Below are 16,668 nucleotides of genomic sequence, written 5' to 3'. Positions count from 1 at the left end.
GTCAGCTCCGCTGCTTGGGATCGAGCACGTCGCGCAGGCCGTCGCCGATCAGGTTGAAGCCCAGCACCGTGAGGTAGATGGCCAGGCCAGGAAAGGCCGAATACCACCACCATTGCGGCAAATAGTTGCGTCCCACGGAAATCATCGCGCCCCACTCCGGCGAGGGCGGCTGCGCGCCCAGGCCCAGAAAGCCCAGGCTGGCCGCGCTGAGAATCGCCATGCCCATGTCCATGGACGCCTTGATGACGATGGGCGAGACGCAGTTGGGCAGGATGTGCACGAACACGATGCGCAGCGGCCCGGCGCCCATCATGCGGGCGGCGTCGATGTAGACCTCGCCCTTGAGCGACAGCGTCTTGGCCTGGACCAGCCGCACATAGCCCGGCCACCACACCAGCGACAGCGCGATCATGGCGTTCAGGATGCCCGGCCCCAGCGCGCCCACGATGGCGATGGCCAGCACCAGCCCCGGCACCGACAGGAAGATGTCGGTGACGCGCATGATCAGCTCCTGCACGCGGCCGCCGAAATAGCCGGCGATCACGCCCAGCGGCACGCCGATCAGCACGGCGATGCCGGTGATGGTCAGCCCGATCTGCAGCGAAGTGCGCGCGCCCAGCAGCACGCGCGACAGGATGTCGTTGCCCATTTCGTCGGTGCCGAACCAGTGCGCCGGGCTGGGCGGCAGCAGCTTCTGCGCCAGCTTGACGGAGCCGGCCGCGTCTTCCGGATAGGGCGCCAGCCAGGGCGCGAACAGCGCCACCAGCAGGAAGCCGACGACGATGGCCAGCCCCAGCATCGCGGACTTGTTGCGCGCGAAGGTGGCGGCGTACAGCCGCAGCTGGCGCGACAGCCCGTGGCGGGCCGGTTGCGGCTGCGGCGGGGAAATGGCGGTGGTGGTGGACATGAGGCTCAGCCCTGATGGCGGACGCGCGGGTCCAGCGCGCCGTAGACGATGTCGATGACGAAGTTGATCAGCATGAAGCTCGCGCCCAGCACCAGCGTGACGCCCATGATGGGCTGGAAGTCCGAGTTCATCGTGGCCTGCACCGCGTACAGCCCGATGCCGGGCCAGTCGAACACCGATTCGATCAGCACGGTGCCGCCCAGCATCCAGCCGAAGCGCAGGCCTATCATGGCCAGGGTCGGCAGCATGGCGTTGCGCAGGGCGTACTTGGCGATCACGCGCCACGGCGCCACGCCGTGCGCGCGCGCCGCCACGATGTAGTCCTGGCGCAGCACTTCCAGCATCTCGGCGCGGTTGACGCGGATGATGGACGCCAGCGCCGGAAACGCCAGCGCCAGCGCCGGCAGGATCATGTAGCCCAGGGCCGAGGCGAAGGTCTCGACGTCGCCATGCAGCAGGCTGTCCACGGTGTAGAAGCCGGTGATGGTGTCGGGCGGAAAGGCCAGCATGTCCAGCCTGCCGCCCAGCGGCAGCCATTCCAGGTGCTGCGCGAACACGTATTTCAGCAGCAGCCCCAGCGAGAACATCGGAAAGGCCACGCCCGAGGTCGACAGCAGGCGGATGAGGTGGTCGGGCCAGCGGTTCTGCGTGGCCGCGGCCACGGTGCCCAGCAGCACGCCGCCCACGATGGCCAGCAGGATGGAGAAGCACACCAGTTCCAGCGTGGCCGGGAAAAAGCGCAGCAGGTCCTGGAACACCGGCCGGGTGGTGGTGATGGAGCGCCCCAGGTCGCCCTGCACCACGCCGCCGAGGTAGGTGGCGAACTGCGCCAGCACCGGGCGGTCCATGCCGTATTCCTCACGGATGGTCTGCACCATGGCCTCGGTGGCGTTGGGGCCGGCCGCCAGGCGGGCCGGGTCGCCCGGCGCGACATGCGAGATGGTGAAGGTGATGGCCAGCAGGCCGGCCAGCATCAACAGCATGAACGCCGAGCGTTTGACGATGAAGCGCAGCATGCTAGCGGCCGATGTACAGCGGATACAGGTCGAATTCGCTGGCCATGCGGATCGGCGAGTCCACCAGGCCCTGCACGTAATCGCGCGAGGCCGTGGTGCGGTCGCGGATCATGCCGAAGATCTCGGGCTGGGCGGCCACGATGCGGCGCTGGATGTCCTCGTACAGCGGCTTGCGCTCGGACCAGGCGGACAGCGTGCGGGCGCGTTCGATCAGCGCGAACAGTTCCGGATCGTTCAGGAAGTGCGTGCCGTAGTACTGGCCCCAGGAACCCTTGTGGTACATGTAGGCGACCGAATCGGGATCGATCGACATGACCGAGGTGAACGAGGCGAAGATGTCGGGCGAGGTCTCGGCCTTGGCGCCGCGCGCCACCATGTTGGGCCAGGTAAGCGGCACCATGCGCACGCCGATGCCCAGCGGCTTGAGGTTGTCGATAAGCAGCAGGCCCATCTGGCGTTCTTCCTCCAGGCCCTGCACGTACACGTATTCCAGTTCGATGCCGCCCTGCGGCCATTTCGATTTGGCCAGGTACTGGCGCGCGCGTTCCATGTCGCGGCGCGGCATCTCCGGCATCGCCATGTATCCCTGCACCGACGGCGAGAACGGGCTTTCCATCAGGCGCGCCTTGCCGTTGTAGATCTTCAGCAGCGACTCGTAGTCGAACGCGTAGGCCAGCGCGCGGCGCAGGTTCAGGTCTGACATGTACTTGCCCTGGGTGTTGAACTTCAGGCCGAATCCGCCCATGCCGGGCTTGCGTCCGATCTTCACGCCCTTGACCGAAGAGAGCTGGTCGATGTCCTCGGGCGAGAGGCTGGCGGCGATGTCGATCTCGCCGCGCGCCAGCGCCGCGCGGCGGCTGGAGTTCTCGGTGATGACGCGGTAGATGATGCCGCCCAGGCGCGCCTTCTCGGGCTGCGACCAGCCCTTCCAGTAGTCGTTCCAGGTTTCCAGCTCGTACAGGGAGTTCGGCTCCACGCGCTTGACGCGGAACGGGCCGGAGCCGGCCGTGTGTTCGGTCAGCCATTGCTGGCCGTAGTCGCCGTTCTGTTCGTGTTCCATCGCCTGCTTGACGTTGACGATGTACCACCACGGCATCAGGCCCAGGAACGCGGCGTAGGGGCGCGTGAGCTTGAAGCGGATGGTCTGCGGGTCGTCCACCACGATGTTCTCGGGCTTGAGGAAGTCCGCGTACATCCAGGCCGGTCCCTTGTTCAGCTTGAGCGTGCGCTCGAACGAGGCCTTCACGGCGGCGGCGTCGACGGGGTCGCCGTTCTGGAAGCGGGCGCGCGGGTCGAGCTTGAAGGTCCATTCCGAGGCGTCGGCGTTGGACGACCACGAGGTCGCGAGCCAGGGCTTGAGTTCGGGCGGATCGCCTTCGTACTTGAGCAGCGCGTCGTAGGTGGCCTGCTGGATGGTGCGGATGGACAGGTCGTATTTCTGCGCCGGGTCCATCACGGAGACGGCCTGCTGGCCTCCGATGACGAGGATGCGCTTGCCGTTGGAGGTTTCGAACGCATGCGAGGCCATCGGCGCGCAGGCGATGGTCGCTGCCAGAAGAAAGGTGCTGAGGCGTTGCCGCATTGGTGTTTCCCCTTGTATATCGCTTGCCGGTCGGTGCCGGAGGCCGTGGCCCGATATTTGCAGATGCATCAGGCCACGGCAAATAAATACGAAGAATGCGGCACATAGGTTCAACACATGCAGGCGCATGATTTGGGTCTATGCGAGACATGCGCATATTCAATTTGCCCGCCGTATTCGCAGCGAAGTAAGGTTTGTTTCCCATTCCGGCTCACTTCTGACTTCATCGAACCATGCTATCTGTAGCCGCAAGCACGAACACCGGAACGCGCGTCGTTTCCGCCGAAGAGATGGAAGCCCTGGCCGTGGGCGCCTGGATTCTGGGCACCGGCGGCGGCGGCGATCCCTACCAGAAACTGTTGAACATGCGCCAGCTGTACAAGAAGGGCTACAGCGTTTCGCTGCTGGACCCCATGTACCTGGAAGACGAAGACCGCGTGGCGGTGGTGTCGGGCATGGGCGCGCCGCTGGTCGGTCAGGAACGCCTGGCCGATCCGCATTTCGCGGTCAAGCCGGTGCGCATGATGGAGGAGTATTGCGGCGCGCGCTTTCGCGCCGTGATGGCCTTGGAGATCGGCGGCGGCAACGGCCTGCAGCCCTTCATGGTGGCGGCCCTGACCGGCCTGCCGGTGGTCGACGCCGACAGCATGGGCCGGGCCTATCCCGAAGCGCAGATGACGAGCTTCGCCGCCAACGACCTGCCCATGTATCCGCTGGCGGTGGCCGACATCCGCGACAACGAAGTCATCGTCACCCGCGCGGCCTCGGCCACCTGGGTCGAGCGCCTGAGCCGCAAGGTTGTGGTCGAAATGGGCTCCACGGCGGCGACTTGCAAGACGCCGCGCCGCGGCAGCGAGGTCAAGGACCACGGCATTCTCTACACCGTCAGCAAGGCCATCCGCCTGGGCGAAGTGGTGCTGCGCGCGCGCCGCCAGCATGCCGACGTGATCGGCGCCGTGCTGCAGGAGACGGCCGGCAAGCGCATGTTCAGCGGCAAGGTCATCGACGTGGAACGCCGCACCACGGCCGGCTTTCTGCGCGGCCGCGCGGTGTTGGAAGGGCTGGGCGAGGACCGCGGCTCGCGCTACACGCTGCACTTCCAGAACGAATTCTCGGTGGGCGAGCGCGACGGCGTGCCCGAGGTCATGACGCCCGACCTGATCTGCGTGCTGGACTCGGTCAGCGGCGACGGCATCGGCACCGACGTGCTGCGCTTCGGCCAGCGCGTGAGCGTGCTGGCGCTGCCCGCGCCTGCCGTTTTCACCACGCCGCGCGGCCTGGAGCTGGTCGGCCCGCGCGCCTTCGGTTTCGACTTCGACTATCGCTCGGTCTTCGCATAGAACCCTCACATGAAACACATAGGCATAGACGTAGGCGGCACCAACACGGACGCCGTATTCGTGCAGGACAACAAGGTGCTGGGCGCGGTCAAGTCGCCCACCACCGCTGACGTCACCAGCGGCGTGCGGCGCGCGCTGGCCGCGCTGATCCAGGCCTGCCCGCAGGCCGGCGAGCCCGACGCGGTGATGATAGGCACCACCCATTTCACCAACGCCGTGGTGCAGCGGCGCGACCTGGAGCCGGCCGCCGCGCTGCGCGTGTGCCTGCCGGCCGCTGCCTCGCTGCTGCCGTTCTGCGACTGGCCGGAGGACCTGGCGCAGAAGGTCAACGGCGGCACCTACCTGGTGCAGGGCGGCCATGAATTCGACGGCCGCGAACTGATGCCGCTGGACGAACGCGCGGTGCGCGACGCCGCGCGCGCCATCCGCGCCTCGGGCATTTCCACGGTGGCGGTCAGCGGCGTGTTCTCGCCGCTGATCGGCGCGGCCGAACTGCGCGCCGGCGAGATCCTGCTGCAGGAGCATCCCGATTGCCGCATCACCTATTCGCACCAGCTGGGCCGCATCGGCCTGCTGGGCCGCGAGAACGTGGCGCTGTTGAACGCCACGCTGATCGACCTGGCGCACAAGACCACCGACGCCTTCGTGCAGGCGCTTGCCGACAGCGGCATCCGCGCGCCGCTCTTTCTGACGCAGAACGACGGCACGGTCACGCTGGCCGAGAACGCGCGCGATTTTCCCGTGCATTCCTTCGCGTCCGGCCCCACCAACTCCATGCGCGGGGCCGTGTTCCTGGCCTCGATCAACGACGCCGTGGTCTGCGACGTGGGCGGCACCACGGCCGACGTGGGTTATGTGCACAACGGCTTTCCGCGCCAGGCCAACAACATGGTGGAAGTGGGCGGGGTGCGCACCGCGTTCCGCATGCCCGACCTGCTGTCCATCGGCGTGGGCGGCGGTACGCTGGTGGACCCGCAGACGTTGCAGGTCGGCCCGGTCAGCGTCGGCCACCGCCTGCTCGAAGAGGCGCTGGTGTTCGGCGGCACGCAGCTCACCTGCACCGACATCGCGGTTGCCGCGGGCCTGGCGGACATCGGCGACCGTTCCCGCGTGGCGCATCTGGACCCGGCGATGGTGCGCGGCGCGCTGGCGCGCATGCACGAAGCCATTTCCGAGGCCTGCGACCGCATGAAAAGCGACGCGCGCGAGGTGCCGCTGATCGCGGTGGGCGGCGGCTCGGTGCTGATTCCGGATCGGGTCGCGGGCTTTTCCGAAGTGGTGCGCGTCGAGAACCACGCCGTGGCCAACGCAGTGGGCGCGGCCATCGCGCAGGTCTCGGGCGAGGTCGACCAGATCTTCACCAACCTGGGCCGCGAGGAACTGCTGGAGCGTGCGCGCGGCATCGCGGTCGAGCGCGCCGTGGCCGCCGGCGCGGACCCCGCCACGATCAGCGTGATCGAACAGGAAGACATTCCGCTGGCCTACCTGCCGGGCAACGCCGTCCGGGCGCGGGTCCGCGTGGTGGGCGAGATCGCCGGCCGCGCGCACTAGGCACGGGAACCTGGGTTGCACCTGCCGCCGCCATTTCCGGCGTCGGGTTGCACCCGCGCGCGGCGGGCGCGCCGCCGCGCGCATGCAAGAGGCTCGCAATAATGGGTTATCCCTAGTTGAGCCGCGCAGCAACCCGTCGATATGCTCTGGTTAACCGTAGATACCGCAGGTTTCTACCCAGGATACTAGCCGGCTGCTGCTGACAAGGAACCAGGGATTTGCATAACGCGCCTCCTTTGAACTCGGCCGCCACGGCCGTCCGGGACCGGACCCTGCGGGTGATTCCGTGGGCGACGTGGTTGCATCGCGTCTTCGTCGTGCTCATGTACGCGTTCATGCTCAGCCCCATCGTGCTGGTGGTCTGGCTGAGCTTCTTCAAGGACGCCATTCTCTACTTCCCGCCGTCGGGCTATACGCTGTCCTGGTACGTGAAGGCCTGGGAAAACCCGGCTTTCGCCAACGGCTTCATCTTCAGCCTGCAGGTCTCGCTGGTGGCGGCCGCCATCGGCGTGGCCCTGGGCGTGCTGGCCGCGGTCGGCATCGCGCGCTACCGCTTCAGCGGCAGCAAGAGCATCAACACCCTGCTGCTGTCGCCGCTGCTGATTCCCGGCATCGTGGCCGGCGTGGGCATCTACCTGTTCTATCTGCGCGCCGAAGAAGCGCTGGACCAGGACATCATCGGCACCTTCGGCGGGCTGGTGATCGCGCACATCTGCCTCACCATTCCGTGGACGGTCCGGCTGGTCACGGCCGGCATGGCGGGCCTGGACGGCTCCATCGAAGAGGCCGCGCGCAACCTGGGCGCCAGCGCGCCGGTCGCGTTCATGCGGGTCACGCTGCCCATGCTGCGCCCGTCCATCGTGGCCGCGGCGCTGTTCAGCTTCGTGGTGTCGTTCGAGAACCTGGAGCTGTCGCTGTCGCTGGTCGGCCCCGGCCGCACCACCTTGCCGATCGCGATCATGCAGTACCTCGAATTCAACCTGGACCCGACCATCGCCGCGGTGGCCTCGGTGCAGATTCTGCTGTTGGGCATCATCATGCTAGTGACCGACCGCTACGTGAAACTCAGTCAGGTGGTATAGAAGATGGCGAAGGTCTCTATCGAAAACATCCGCAAGCAGTTCGGGCAGGCGGTGGCGGTATCCGATTTCTCGCTGGAGATCGGCGACGGCGAACTGGTGGCGTTCCTGGGCCCCAGCGGCTGCGGCAAGACCACCACGCTGCGCATGATCGCCGGCTTCATCGCGCCCACGGCCGGACGCATCCGCATCGGCGACACCGACGTGACGCGCCTGCCGGTGCACAAGCGCGACACGGGCATGGTGTTCCAGCGCTATGCGCTGTTTCCGCACATGACGGTGGCCGAGAACGTGGCCTTCGGGCTGGAGATGCACAAGGTTCCCAAGGCCGACCGCGACGCCAGGATCAGGCGCGTGTTGGACATGGTGCGCATGAGCGAGCTGCGCGAGCGTTATCCGCGCCAGCTCTCCGGCGGGCAGCAGCAGCGCGTCGCGATCGCGCGCGCGCTGGCCATCGAGCCCAAGGTGTTCCTGCTCGACGAGCCCTTGTCCAACCTGGACGCCAAGCTGCGCGTGGAAGTGCGCGAGGAGATCCGCGCGCTGCAGCAGCGCCTGGGCCTGACCACGGTATTCGTCACGCACGACCAGGAAGAGGCGCTGGCGATCGCCGACCGCATGGCCATCATGCACGACGGCATCGTGCAGCAGGTCGGCTCGCCGGACACGCTGTACGAGCGGCCGGCCAATCTGTTCGTGGCCGATTTCCTGGGCAAGATGAATGTGTTCAAGGGGCGCGGCGAAGCCGGCAACGTCTTCCAGACCGACGCCGGCCAGCGCATCGCGGCTCCTGGCGGCGCCGGCGCCACGCACCTGGGCGTGCGCCCCGAGCGCGTGAGCCTGCGCGCGCAGCCGGCCGGCGGCAACGCGCTGGCGGGCGTGGTCGAGTCCTCGCTGTACCTGGGTTCGGTGCTGGAGGTGCGGGTGCAGCTGGAAGGCGGCGAGCGCATGCTCAGCCAGGTCGTCAACGCCGGCGCGCGCCAGGCGCAGCCGGCGGCCGGCGAGCGCGTCTACGCGTGCTTCGAGCCGGACGACTGCGTGGCGTTCACGCAATAGGAGCCGCCATGACGACCGCGACGCCGAACGGGCCCCGCCGGGGCTGGCTGGGGCCGGGGCTGGCGTTTCCGGCCTCGCTGGTGGTGCTGGCCATCATCATGGTGCCCATCCTGCAGCTGGCGCGCTACAGCTTCAACCGTTTCGATCCCGCGGAGCTGATGCAGTCCGCCTTCACCTTCGACAACTACGCCAAGTTCTTCGGCGACCCCTACTACCGCGACGTATTCCTGACGACGCTGGGCATCGCCGGGCTGTGCACCGTGCTGGCGCTGGTGCTGGGCTTTCCGGTGGCGTATTTCCTGGCGCGCACGCAAAGCCGCTACAAGAGCCTGTTCGTGATCCTGCTGGTGTTTCCGCTGATGGTGGGCAACGTGGTGCGCGCCGCCGGCTGGATGGTGGCGCTGGGCAACGCCGGGGTGGTGAACGCCGTGCTGCAGGCAATGGGCCTGATCGACGGGCCGCTGACCATGATGTACACGCCCACGGCCGTGGTGATCGGCACCACCGCCGTGGTCATGCCGTACCTGATCCTGACGCTGCAAAGCGTGCTCGAAGGCATGGACCTGTCGGTGGAAGAGGCCGCGCGCAACGTGGGCGCCAGCTTTTTCACCACGCTGCGCCGCATCGTGCTGCCGATCGCCGCGCCCGGCGTGGGGGCCGGCACGATGCTGGTGTTCATCCTGTGCATGAACGCCTATGCCACGCCGGTGCTGCTGGGCGGCTCCGGCCTGACCATGATGGCGCCGGCGCTGTACGACCAGATCACCAAGGCCTCGAACTGGCCGTTCGGCGCCGCGCTGGCCGTGGTGCTGGTCTGCGGCACCCTCGTCATCGCCCTGATTTCCAACTGGCTGATCCATCGCCGCTACCTCAAGACCATGGCGTCCTGAGTCCGGCGCCACACAAGGAATTCCTCATGGCTTCTGTACTGTTCAAGAACGCGAACCTGCTCGATCCCTTGCAGGCGGAATTGCTGGAAGGCCAGCACGTGCTGGTCGAGGACGGCGTCATCAAGGAAGTCTCCGACCGGCCGATCGCGGCGGCGTCGGCGCGCGTGATCGACGCCGCCGGCCGCACGCTCATGCCGGGGCTGATCGACCTGCACGCGCACGTGATGGCCACGCAGCTCAACCTCAGCGCCCAGGGCGTGCTGCCCGACGCGCTGGTGATGATGCGCGCCGTGCCCATCATGGCCGCGATGCTGCGCCGCGGCTTCACCACCGTGCGCGACGCGGGCGGCGCGGGCTGGGGCCTGAAGTGCGCCGTCAACGAGGGCACGGTCCAGGGGCCGCGCCTGTTCATCTCGGGCCGCGCCATCAGCCAGACCGGCGGCCACGGCGACCCGCGGCCGCGCTCCGACCATCTGCGCCCCATGAGCTTCTGCGGCTGCTGCTTCCGCGCCGGCGACATCGGCCGCGTGGCCGACGGCATCGACGATGTGCGCAAGGCGGTGCGCCAGGAACTGCAGATGGGCGCCGACCAGATCAAGATGATGGCCTCCGGCGGCGTGGCCTCGCCGACCGACCCGATCGCGTCCTACGGCTATTCGGAAGATGAAATCCGCGTGATCGTCGAGGAGGCGGCCGGCCGCCAGACCTATGTGATGGCGCACTCCTACACGGCCGACGCCATCGAGCGCGCCGTGCGCAACGGCGTGCGCACCATCGAGCACGGCAACCTGGTCGACGAACGGGTGGCGCGCTACATGGCCGAGCGCGGCGCCTTCGTCGTGCCCACGCTGGTCACCTACGAAGCGCTGGCCAACGAGGGCGCCGACTACGGCCTGCCGCCGGACTCGGTGGCCAAGATCGCCACCGTGCGCACCGCGGGCCTGCATTCGCTGGAAATCTACAAGAAGGCCGGCGTGAAAATCGGCTTCGGCTCGGACCTGCTGGGGCCGTCGCAGCGCCTGCAGAGCGACGAGTTCCGCATCCGCGCCGAGGTGCTGACGCCGCAGGAAGTGATCCAGTCCGCCACCACCACCGCCGCCGAGGTGCTCAACCAGGTGGGGCAGCTGGGGCGCATCCAGGCCGGCGCGCTGGCCGACGTGCTGCTGGTCGACGGCAATCCGTACCGCGACCTGTCCTGCCTGCTGGGCCAGGGCGAACACCTAGCGCTCATCATGAAGGGCGGCGTCATCGAACACGACGGACTGGGGGCATAGGCGCCATGAGCGATCCCACGCAACTGCAATCCGAAGTCGGCGAAGAGTCGCGCGACGTCAACGCCGCCAAGGGCTGGCATCCGCCTTCGGCGCCGGCGCCGCGCGACCGCGGGCTGGGCCCGTTTCCGCGCCTGATCCTGCGCGGCGCCACCGTGATCGACGGCACCGGCGCGCCGCCCTGGGGCCCGGTGGACATCGTGATCGAGAACGAGCGGATCACGGCGCTGGTCAACGTGGGCACGCCGCACAAACCCATCGACCCCAAGCGGCGTCCCGGCCCGGGCGACCACGAGATCGACTGCCACGGCAAGTTCGTCACGCCGGGGTTCGTGGACGCGCACGCGCACATCGGCACGCCGTACCACGCCATGAGCGGCATCGTGCCGCCGGCCGACTACATCTACCGGCTGTGGCTGGCGCACGGCGTGACCACGGTGCGGGAAATGGGCGCCATGGGCGGGCTGGGCTGGACGCTGGAGCAGCGCGAGCTGTCGGCGGCCAACAAGATCGCCGCGCCGCGCATGATCGTGCATTCGGTGTTCCCCGCGGTCAACGACCGGGTCAAGACCATCCACACGCCTGAGCAGGGGCGCGAGTGGGTGCGCAAGCTGGCCGCGCGCGGCGCCGACGGCATCAAGTTCTTCGGCGCGCCGCCGGCCATCATGCAGGCCGCGCTGGACGAGGCGGCGCAGCTGGGCCTGCGCTCGGGCTGCCACCATGCGCAGATGGCCGTCACCCGCGTCAACGCGCTGAAATCGGCGCGCTGGGGCCTGACCAGTTCCGAGCACTACTACGGCCTGCCCGAGGCCTTGTTCGAGGACCGCGTGGTGCAGTCGTTTCCCACCGACTACAACTACAGCGACGAGTACTACCGCTTCGCCGCCGCCGGGCAGACCTTCATGCAGGCCGCCCAGCCAGGTTCGGCAAAATGGCGCCAGGTCATGGACAGTTTCCTGGAACTGGGCCACACCTTCGTGCCCACCTTCAACATCTACGACGCCAACCGCGACCTGATGCGCGCGCGCCGCGCCGACTGGCACGACCAGTACACCTGGAAGGCGGTGTGGAAATACTTCCAGCCGCAGCGCGGCGGGCACGGCGCCTACTGGTACCGCTGGAGCACCACCAACGAGATCGAGTGGAAGCAGAACTACCGCCTGTGGATGCAGTTCATCAACGAGTACAAGAACCAGGGCGGGCGCGTGTGCGCCGGCAGCGACTCGGGCTTCATTTACCAGATCTACGGCTTCGGCTTCATCCGCGAACTGGAACTGCTGCAGGAAGCGGGCTTTCATCCCATCGAAGTGCTGCGCGCCGCCACCTCGCAGAGCGCGGCGCTGCTGGGCATCGACGACGACACCGGCTCCATCGACGTGCAGAAGCGCGCCGACCTGCTGATCCACAACCAGAATCCGCTGACCGACTTCAAGCTGCTGTTCGGCACCGGCGCCATGCGCCTGAACGACGAGACCGCGCAGGTCGAATGGCAGCGCTGCCTGGAGACCACGATCAAGTCCGGCGTGGTGTACGACACGGCCGAACTGCTGGCCGACGTGCGCGACATGGTGCGCGACAGCTGGGCGGGCGATCCGGACGGCGAACGTCCGCCCTTGGGCGGCTCGCCCGCCGGTTTGCCGTGCGACGACGGACAGGCGGCGCCCTGACATGGCGGTCGATCTGTTCCTGCTTTGCGGGTTCCTGGGCAGCGGCAAGACCACGCTGCTGGTGGACTATCTGCGCACCGGCGCGGCCGATACCGGCGTGATCGTCAACGAGGCGGGCGAGGTCGGCGTGGACGGCGCCATCGTCGCCAACGACAGCGACAGCGTGCCGATGACCCTGCTGGCCAACGGCTGCGTCTGCTGCTCGCTGCGCAGCGACCTGGTCCATACGCTGAGCGCGCTGCTGGACGCGCCGCGTCCGTCCGGCGCCGGGCCACTCAAGCGCGTCATCCTGGAGTGCAGCGGCCTGTCGCGCCCCGGGCCGGTGATCGCGTCGCTGGCCGATCCGGAGCTGGCCAGGCGCGGCCTGCGGCTGACGGTGGTCTGCACCGACGACTGCGGACGCGATCCCGATGCGCTGGCCGAAATGGACGAGGCCATGGCGCAGTTCGGCGCGGCCCATCGCATCGTGCTGACCAAGACCGATCTGCTGCCCGCGGCGGCCCTTGCCCAACGCGCGGCGCGCGCCGCCGCGCTCAATCCGCTGGCCGCGGTCATCGCCGAGCCGGACCGCGAGCGCGCCGTGGCGGCGGCGTTCGCGCCTGCGCAGGGCACGGCCGATCCGGCCGCGCTGGCCGCGCACATGCTGGCCGCCGGCGGCGCGGCGGCGGCGCATCCGCGCATCCGCGTCATGGCGGCGCGCGCCCGCGCCGGCATCAGCTGGACGGACTTTTCGGAATGGCTGGACGACCTGGCCGGCTTTTGCGGCGAGCGCCTGCTGCGCGTCAAGGCCGTGGTGCGGGTCAGCGACTGCGCCGAGCCCATCCTGATCCAGTCGGTTGGCGCCACCTTCAGCGCGCCGCAGCGCCTGACGCGCCAACCCGACGCGCGCGACGCCATCATCGTCATCGCCCGCGACATCGACGCCGAGGCGATCCGGGCCTGGGCGCCCGCCGCGCCGGTGGAGATGCTTGCCTGATTTTTCGCAGTAAACCGTCAGTTCTCTTCGATACGAGGTCGTTATGCAAGACAAAAACCTGACTCGCCGTGGCTTCATCAAGACGGCCTCCGGCCTGGCGCTGGCTCCCGCCCTGGGCTGGGTGCCGGGCATGGCGCAAGCCGCGGGCAAGGAAATCGTCGTGGGGACCTGGGGCGGCGACTACCAGAACCTGCTGCAGCAAATCATCAATCCCATCGTCGGCAAGGACGGCGTGAACGTGGTGTACGACACCGGCAACGCCGTGGGCCGCGTGACCAAGCTGCGCGCCGAAAAGAATTCGCGCCGCGGCAGCATGGACGTGGCGCTGCTGGGCGAAGTGGACATGTACGACGCCGAGCGTTCGGGCGCGCTGGCGCCGCTGGACACCGCCAAGCTGCCCAATCTGGCGCACGCCATCGGCGCGTTGAAGACGCCGTATTCCATCCCGCACATCTTCAGCGCGATGACGCTGGTCTACAACACCGAAAAATTCCCTACTCCGCCGGATTCGCTGGAGGTGCTGCTGGACCCGAAATGGAAGGGGCAGGTGGGCTTCTCGGACATCCTGTACCTGTACAACGCCGTGTTCGTCGGCCTGGGTGCGGGCGGCGACACCAAGAGCTTCGAAGGCGGCAAGCGCTTCCTGGCCAAGCTCAAGCCCAACGCGCCGCGGATCTATCCGTCCAACGAGGCGGTGGCGGCGGCCTTCAAGTCGGGCGAGATTGCGATTGCCTGCATGTGGAAGGCGCGCGCGCTGCAATGGCGCGACAGTGGCCTGCCGCTGGGTTTCGTGATCCCGAAGGAAGGTTCGGTGCCGGTGGCGTTCGAGGCCGCCGTGGCCAAGAACAGCCGCAACAAGGACGCGGCCTGGGCATACCTGAACGCCATGCTCGATCCGCAGGGCCAGATCGCGTTCGCCGAGAAGATGGGCTACGCGCCCACCGTCACCAACGCCACGCTGCCCGAGCCGCTCAAGCGCGTGGGCTTCTCGGACGCCGAGGTCAAGCTGCTGCACGCCTACGACCTGAAGGGCCTGACCGAAAAGAAGGCCGACATCCTGGAATTCTGGAACAAGGAATTCAAGGCGGGCTGAGCGCGCCGGCTTGCCGCAAAAGGGCGTCCCGCAAGGCCGGGGGCGCCTTTTTTTTGTCCGCAGTGATTGAGATGTTATATCATTCGCTTCTCATTTGTAATGATATAACATTTGGAGGATCATCATGCGTGGCAAGAAGCAAGGGCGGGAACATGGACGGGAGTTTCGCGGCAGGCTGGCGCCGCTGGCCTGCGCGCTGATGCTGGCCGCGCCGGGGGCCCAGGCGCAGGAAGAGGGCGCGGCGACGCTGGCGCCCATTACGGTGTCGGCCAATCCGCTGGGCCTGGACCTGAACAGCACCACGCTGCCGGCCTCCGTGCTGGAAGGCGGCGAGCTGACCGAGCAGCGCACCGGGACGCTGGGCGAGACCCTGAAAAACCTGCCCGGGGTCAATAGCGACACGTTCGGGGCCGGCGCCAGCCGTCCGGTGATCCGCGGCCAGACCGCGCCGCGCGTGAAGGTCCTGTCCGACGGTTCGGAAGTGATGGACGCATCCAGTATCTCTCCCGACCACGCCGTGACGGTCGAGCCGCTGCTGGCCGAGCGCATCGAAGTGCTGCGCGGCCCGGCCGCGCTGCTGTATGGCGGCGGCGCCATCGGCGGGGTGGTTAACGTGGTGGACAAGAAAGTCCCCACCGCGGTGCCCGAGCGCGGCGTCGAAGCCGAAGCCGAGCTGCGCGGCGCCACCGGCACGCGCGAACGGTCGGGCGCGGTCGGCATCACGGCCGGGGCCGACAATTTCGCCGTGCGGGTCGAGGGCCTGAAGCGGCGCAGCAGTGACTACGACGTGCCGGACTGGCCCGGCGGCAAGCTGGAAGGCTCGTACAGCGAATCCTCGCAGGGCTCGGTCGGCATGTCGTGGATCACGCCGCGCGGCTATGTCGGCCTGGCTTTCACGCACCTGGAAAGCAAGTATGGGCTGCCCGGGCACAACCACGAATACGAAGGCTGCCACCCGCATGGCACGCACCTGCATTGCGGCGGCCATGATCACGGCGAGGAGGAGGACGGCCACGACCACGATCACGAGCATGAGCACGGCGACGTGCCCTACGTGAAGCTGCGCAGCAACCGCCTGGACCTGCGCGCCGAATACCAGGATCCGTTCGCGGGCTTTGAAAAAATCCGCCTGCGCGGCGGCCTGACCGACTACCAGCACGACGAGATCGAAGGCGGCGAGGTCGGCACCCGCTTCAAGAACAAGGGCTACGACCTGCGCCTGGAACTGCAGCACAAGCCGGTGGCGGGCTGGCGCGGCGTGGTCGGGTTGCAGAACGCCTACAGCGATTTCAGCGCCGACGGCGAAGAGGCGTTCCTGCCGCGCAGCACGACCCGTTCCTACGGCCTGTTCGTGCTGGAGGAATACCAGTTGAACGACTGGCGTTTCGAGCTGGGCGCGCGCCAGGACTGGCAGCGCATTTCGCCGGCGGGCGGCAACCCCCGCAGCAGCCTGTCGGGCACGTCGTTCTCGGCCGCGGCCATCTGGGACTTCGCGCCGCAGTATTCGCTGGCGCTGTCGCTGTCGCGCTCGCAGCGCCTGCCCAGCGCGCAGGAGCTTTATGCCGACGGCGTGCACCTGGCCACCAACACCTATGAACTGGGCAACCCGGACCTGGGCCGCGAGACCTCGCACAACATCGACCTGACCCTGCGCAAGCACGCCGGCGACACCACGTTCTCGGCCAGCGTGTTCCACAACCGGGTGAAGAACTACATCTATGCCGACACGCTGGACCGCTACGAGGACTTCCGCCTGATCGAGTACGCCCAGCGCGACGCCGAATTCACCGGCGTGGAAGGCGAGCTGCGCCACCAGTTCACCCCGGTGTTCTCGGCCGCCGTGTTCGGCGACTACGTGCGCGGCAAGCTGACTGGCGGCGAGGGCAACCTGCCGCGGATTCCGGCGGCCCGCGCCGGCGTGCGCGGCAACGTCAAATGGGGGCCGTGGTCGGGCGGCGTGGAGTACGCGCGCGTGTTCGCGCAGAAGGACATCGCGGCCTATGAAGACAGCACGCCCGGCTACAACATGGTCAATGCGGTGGTGGCCTACCGCGGCCAGTACGGCGGCGCGGGTTACGAGGTCTACCTGCGCGGCACCAATCTGCTGAACCGCCTGGCCTATAACCATGCGTCCTTCATTTCCTCGGTGGCGCCGCTGCCCGGACGCAGCGTGCTGCTGGGCGTGCGGATGACGTACTGAGGCAGCCGTTGTGCTATTTTCCAGCCATGCCGCCCGGTCCGGA

Annotated in this window: 13 protein-coding genes; 10 read left to right on the top strand and 3 right to left on the bottom strand. The window is 67.9% G+C overall.

Annotated features, from left to right (window positions below; all coding sequences use genetic code 11):
- Window position 1: 1 nt before the first annotated feature.
- From nikC to A6B37_RS20825, 3 genes are read right to left on the bottom strand one after another with little or no spacing between them, the layout of a single operon-like run.
- Window positions 2–907, bottom strand: a complete 906-nt coding sequence (gene nikC, locus A6B37_RS20835) for a nickel transporter permease (protein ID WP_102775336.1) — start codon at window positions 905–907, stop codon at window positions 2–4.
- A gap of 5 nt (window positions 908–912) precedes the next feature.
- Entirely contained in the window at window positions 913–1,923 is a 1,011-nt protein-coding gene (locus A6B37_RS20830; protein ID WP_102775337.1) for an ABC transporter permease, read from the bottom strand.
- Window position 1,924: 1 nt separating this feature from the next.
- Window positions 1,925–3,505: an ABC transporter substrate-binding protein gene (locus A6B37_RS20825; protein WP_102775338.1), complete on the bottom strand. Its 1,581-nt coding sequence runs from the start codon at window positions 3,503–3,505 to the stop codon at window positions 1,925–1,927.
- 290 nt (window positions 3,506–3,795) lie between these two features.
- Between A6B37_RS20825 and A6B37_RS20820 the strand changes: the two genes are divergently transcribed.
- From A6B37_RS20820 to A6B37_RS20775, 10 genes are all read left to right on the top strand, one after another.
- A complete protein-coding gene (locus A6B37_RS20820; RefSeq protein WP_246842533.1) occupies window positions 3,796–4,845 on the top strand; it encodes a DUF917 domain-containing protein in 1,050 nt (349 codons plus the stop codon).
- Window positions 4,846–4,854: 9 nt separating this feature from the next.
- Window positions 4,855–6,396, top strand: a complete 1,542-nt coding sequence (locus tag A6B37_RS20815) for a hydantoinase/oxoprolinase family protein (protein WP_111826804.1) — start codon at window positions 4,855–4,857, stop codon at window positions 6,394–6,396.
- 323 nt (window positions 6,397–6,719) lie between these two features.
- Window positions 6,720–7,478 carry an ABC transporter permease gene (locus A6B37_RS20810; protein WP_246842540.1) on the top strand — a complete coding sequence of 253 codons (759 nt, stop codon included), beginning with the start codon at window positions 6,720–6,722 and terminating at the stop codon, window positions 7,476–7,478.
- A 3-nt stretch (window positions 7,479–7,481) separates the two neighbouring features.
- The gene (locus A6B37_RS20805) at window positions 7,482–8,528 is read left to right on the top strand and encodes an ABC transporter ATP-binding protein (RefSeq protein ID WP_111826803.1); all 1,047 of its coding nucleotides are present in this window, start codon (window positions 7,482–7,484) and stop codon (window positions 8,526–8,528) included.
- An 8-nt stretch (window positions 8,529–8,536) separates the two neighbouring features.
- A complete protein-coding gene (locus tag A6B37_RS20800) occupies window positions 8,537–9,418 on the top strand; it encodes an ABC transporter permease (protein WP_111826802.1) in 882 nt (293 codons plus the stop codon).
- A 26-nt stretch (window positions 9,419–9,444) separates the two neighbouring features.
- Window positions 9,445–10,692, top strand: a complete 1,248-nt coding sequence (locus tag A6B37_RS20795) for an amidohydrolase family protein (RefSeq protein ID WP_111826801.1) — start codon at window positions 9,445–9,447, stop codon at window positions 10,690–10,692.
- Window positions 10,693–10,697: 5 nt separating this feature from the next.
- Window positions 10,698–12,356 carry an amidohydrolase family protein gene (locus A6B37_RS20790; protein ID WP_111826800.1) on the top strand — a complete coding sequence of 553 codons (1,659 nt, stop codon included), beginning with the start codon at window positions 10,698–10,700 and terminating at the stop codon, window positions 12,354–12,356.
- A gap of 1 nt (window position 12,357) precedes the next feature.
- A complete protein-coding gene (locus tag A6B37_RS20785) occupies window positions 12,358–13,332 on the top strand; it encodes a GTP-binding protein (protein WP_111826799.1) in 975 nt (324 codons plus the stop codon).
- A gap of 43 nt (window positions 13,333–13,375) precedes the next feature.
- Window positions 13,376–14,425 carry an ABC transporter substrate-binding protein gene (locus tag A6B37_RS20780; RefSeq protein WP_102775346.1) on the top strand — a complete coding sequence of 350 codons (1,050 nt, stop codon included), beginning with the start codon at window positions 13,376–13,378 and terminating at the stop codon, window positions 14,423–14,425.
- A 199-nt stretch (window positions 14,426–14,624) separates the two neighbouring features.
- Window positions 14,625–16,625, top strand: a complete 2,001-nt coding sequence (locus A6B37_RS20775; protein WP_111826972.1) for a TonB-dependent receptor — start codon at window positions 14,625–14,627, stop codon at window positions 16,623–16,625.
- Window positions 16,626–16,668 lie beyond the last annotated feature (43 nt).

Origin of the sequence: Achromobacter sp. HZ01 (genome assembly GCF_003267925.1) — a bacterium.
Classification (GTDB): Bacteria; Pseudomonadota; Gammaproteobacteria; order Burkholderiales; family Burkholderiaceae_B; genus Achromobacter; species Achromobacter pulmonis_A.
This window is presented reverse-complemented; position numbering and strand designations above follow the sequence as displayed.

What these genes read in the sequence shown, in the direction of transcription:
- nikC (WP_102775336.1), bottom strand. Translation starts at nt 907, where the DNA reads ATGTCCACCACCACCGCCATTTCCCCGCCGCAGCCGCAACCGGCCCGC.
- A6B37_RS20830 (WP_102775337.1), bottom strand. Translation starts at nt 1,923, where the DNA reads ATGCTGCGCTTCATCGTCAAACGCTCGGCGTTCATGCTGTTGATGCTG.
- A6B37_RS20825 (WP_102775338.1), bottom strand. Translation starts at nt 3,505, where the DNA reads ATGCGGCAACGCCTCAGCACCTTTCTTCTGGCAGCGACCATCGCCTGC.
- A6B37_RS20820 (WP_246842533.1), top strand. Translation starts at nt 3,796, where the DNA reads ATGGAAGCCCTGGCCGTGGGCGCCTGGATTCTGGGCACCGGCGGCGGC.
- A6B37_RS20815 (WP_111826804.1), top strand. Translation starts at nt 4,855, where the DNA reads ATGAAACACATAGGCATAGACGTAGGCGGCACCAACACGGACGCCGTA.
- A6B37_RS20810 (WP_246842540.1), top strand. Translation starts at nt 6,720, where the DNA reads ATGTACGCGTTCATGCTCAGCCCCATCGTGCTGGTGGTCTGGCTGAGC.
- A6B37_RS20805 (WP_111826803.1), top strand. Translation starts at nt 7,482, where the DNA reads ATGGCGAAGGTCTCTATCGAAAACATCCGCAAGCAGTTCGGGCAGGCG.
- A6B37_RS20800 (WP_111826802.1), top strand. Translation starts at nt 8,537, where the DNA reads ATGACGACCGCGACGCCGAACGGGCCCCGCCGGGGCTGGCTGGGGCCG.
- A6B37_RS20795 (WP_111826801.1), top strand. Translation starts at nt 9,445, where the DNA reads ATGGCTTCTGTACTGTTCAAGAACGCGAACCTGCTCGATCCCTTGCAG.
- A6B37_RS20790 (WP_111826800.1), top strand. Translation starts at nt 10,698, where the DNA reads ATGAGCGATCCCACGCAACTGCAATCCGAAGTCGGCGAAGAGTCGCGC.
- A6B37_RS20785 (WP_111826799.1), top strand. Translation starts at nt 12,358, where the DNA reads ATGGCGGTCGATCTGTTCCTGCTTTGCGGGTTCCTGGGCAGCGGCAAG.
- A6B37_RS20780 (WP_102775346.1), top strand. Translation starts at nt 13,376, where the DNA reads ATGCAAGACAAAAACCTGACTCGCCGTGGCTTCATCAAGACGGCCTCC.
- A6B37_RS20775 (WP_111826972.1), top strand. Translation starts at nt 14,625, where the DNA reads ATGCTGGCCGCGCCGGGGGCCCAGGCGCAGGAAGAGGGCGCGGCGACG.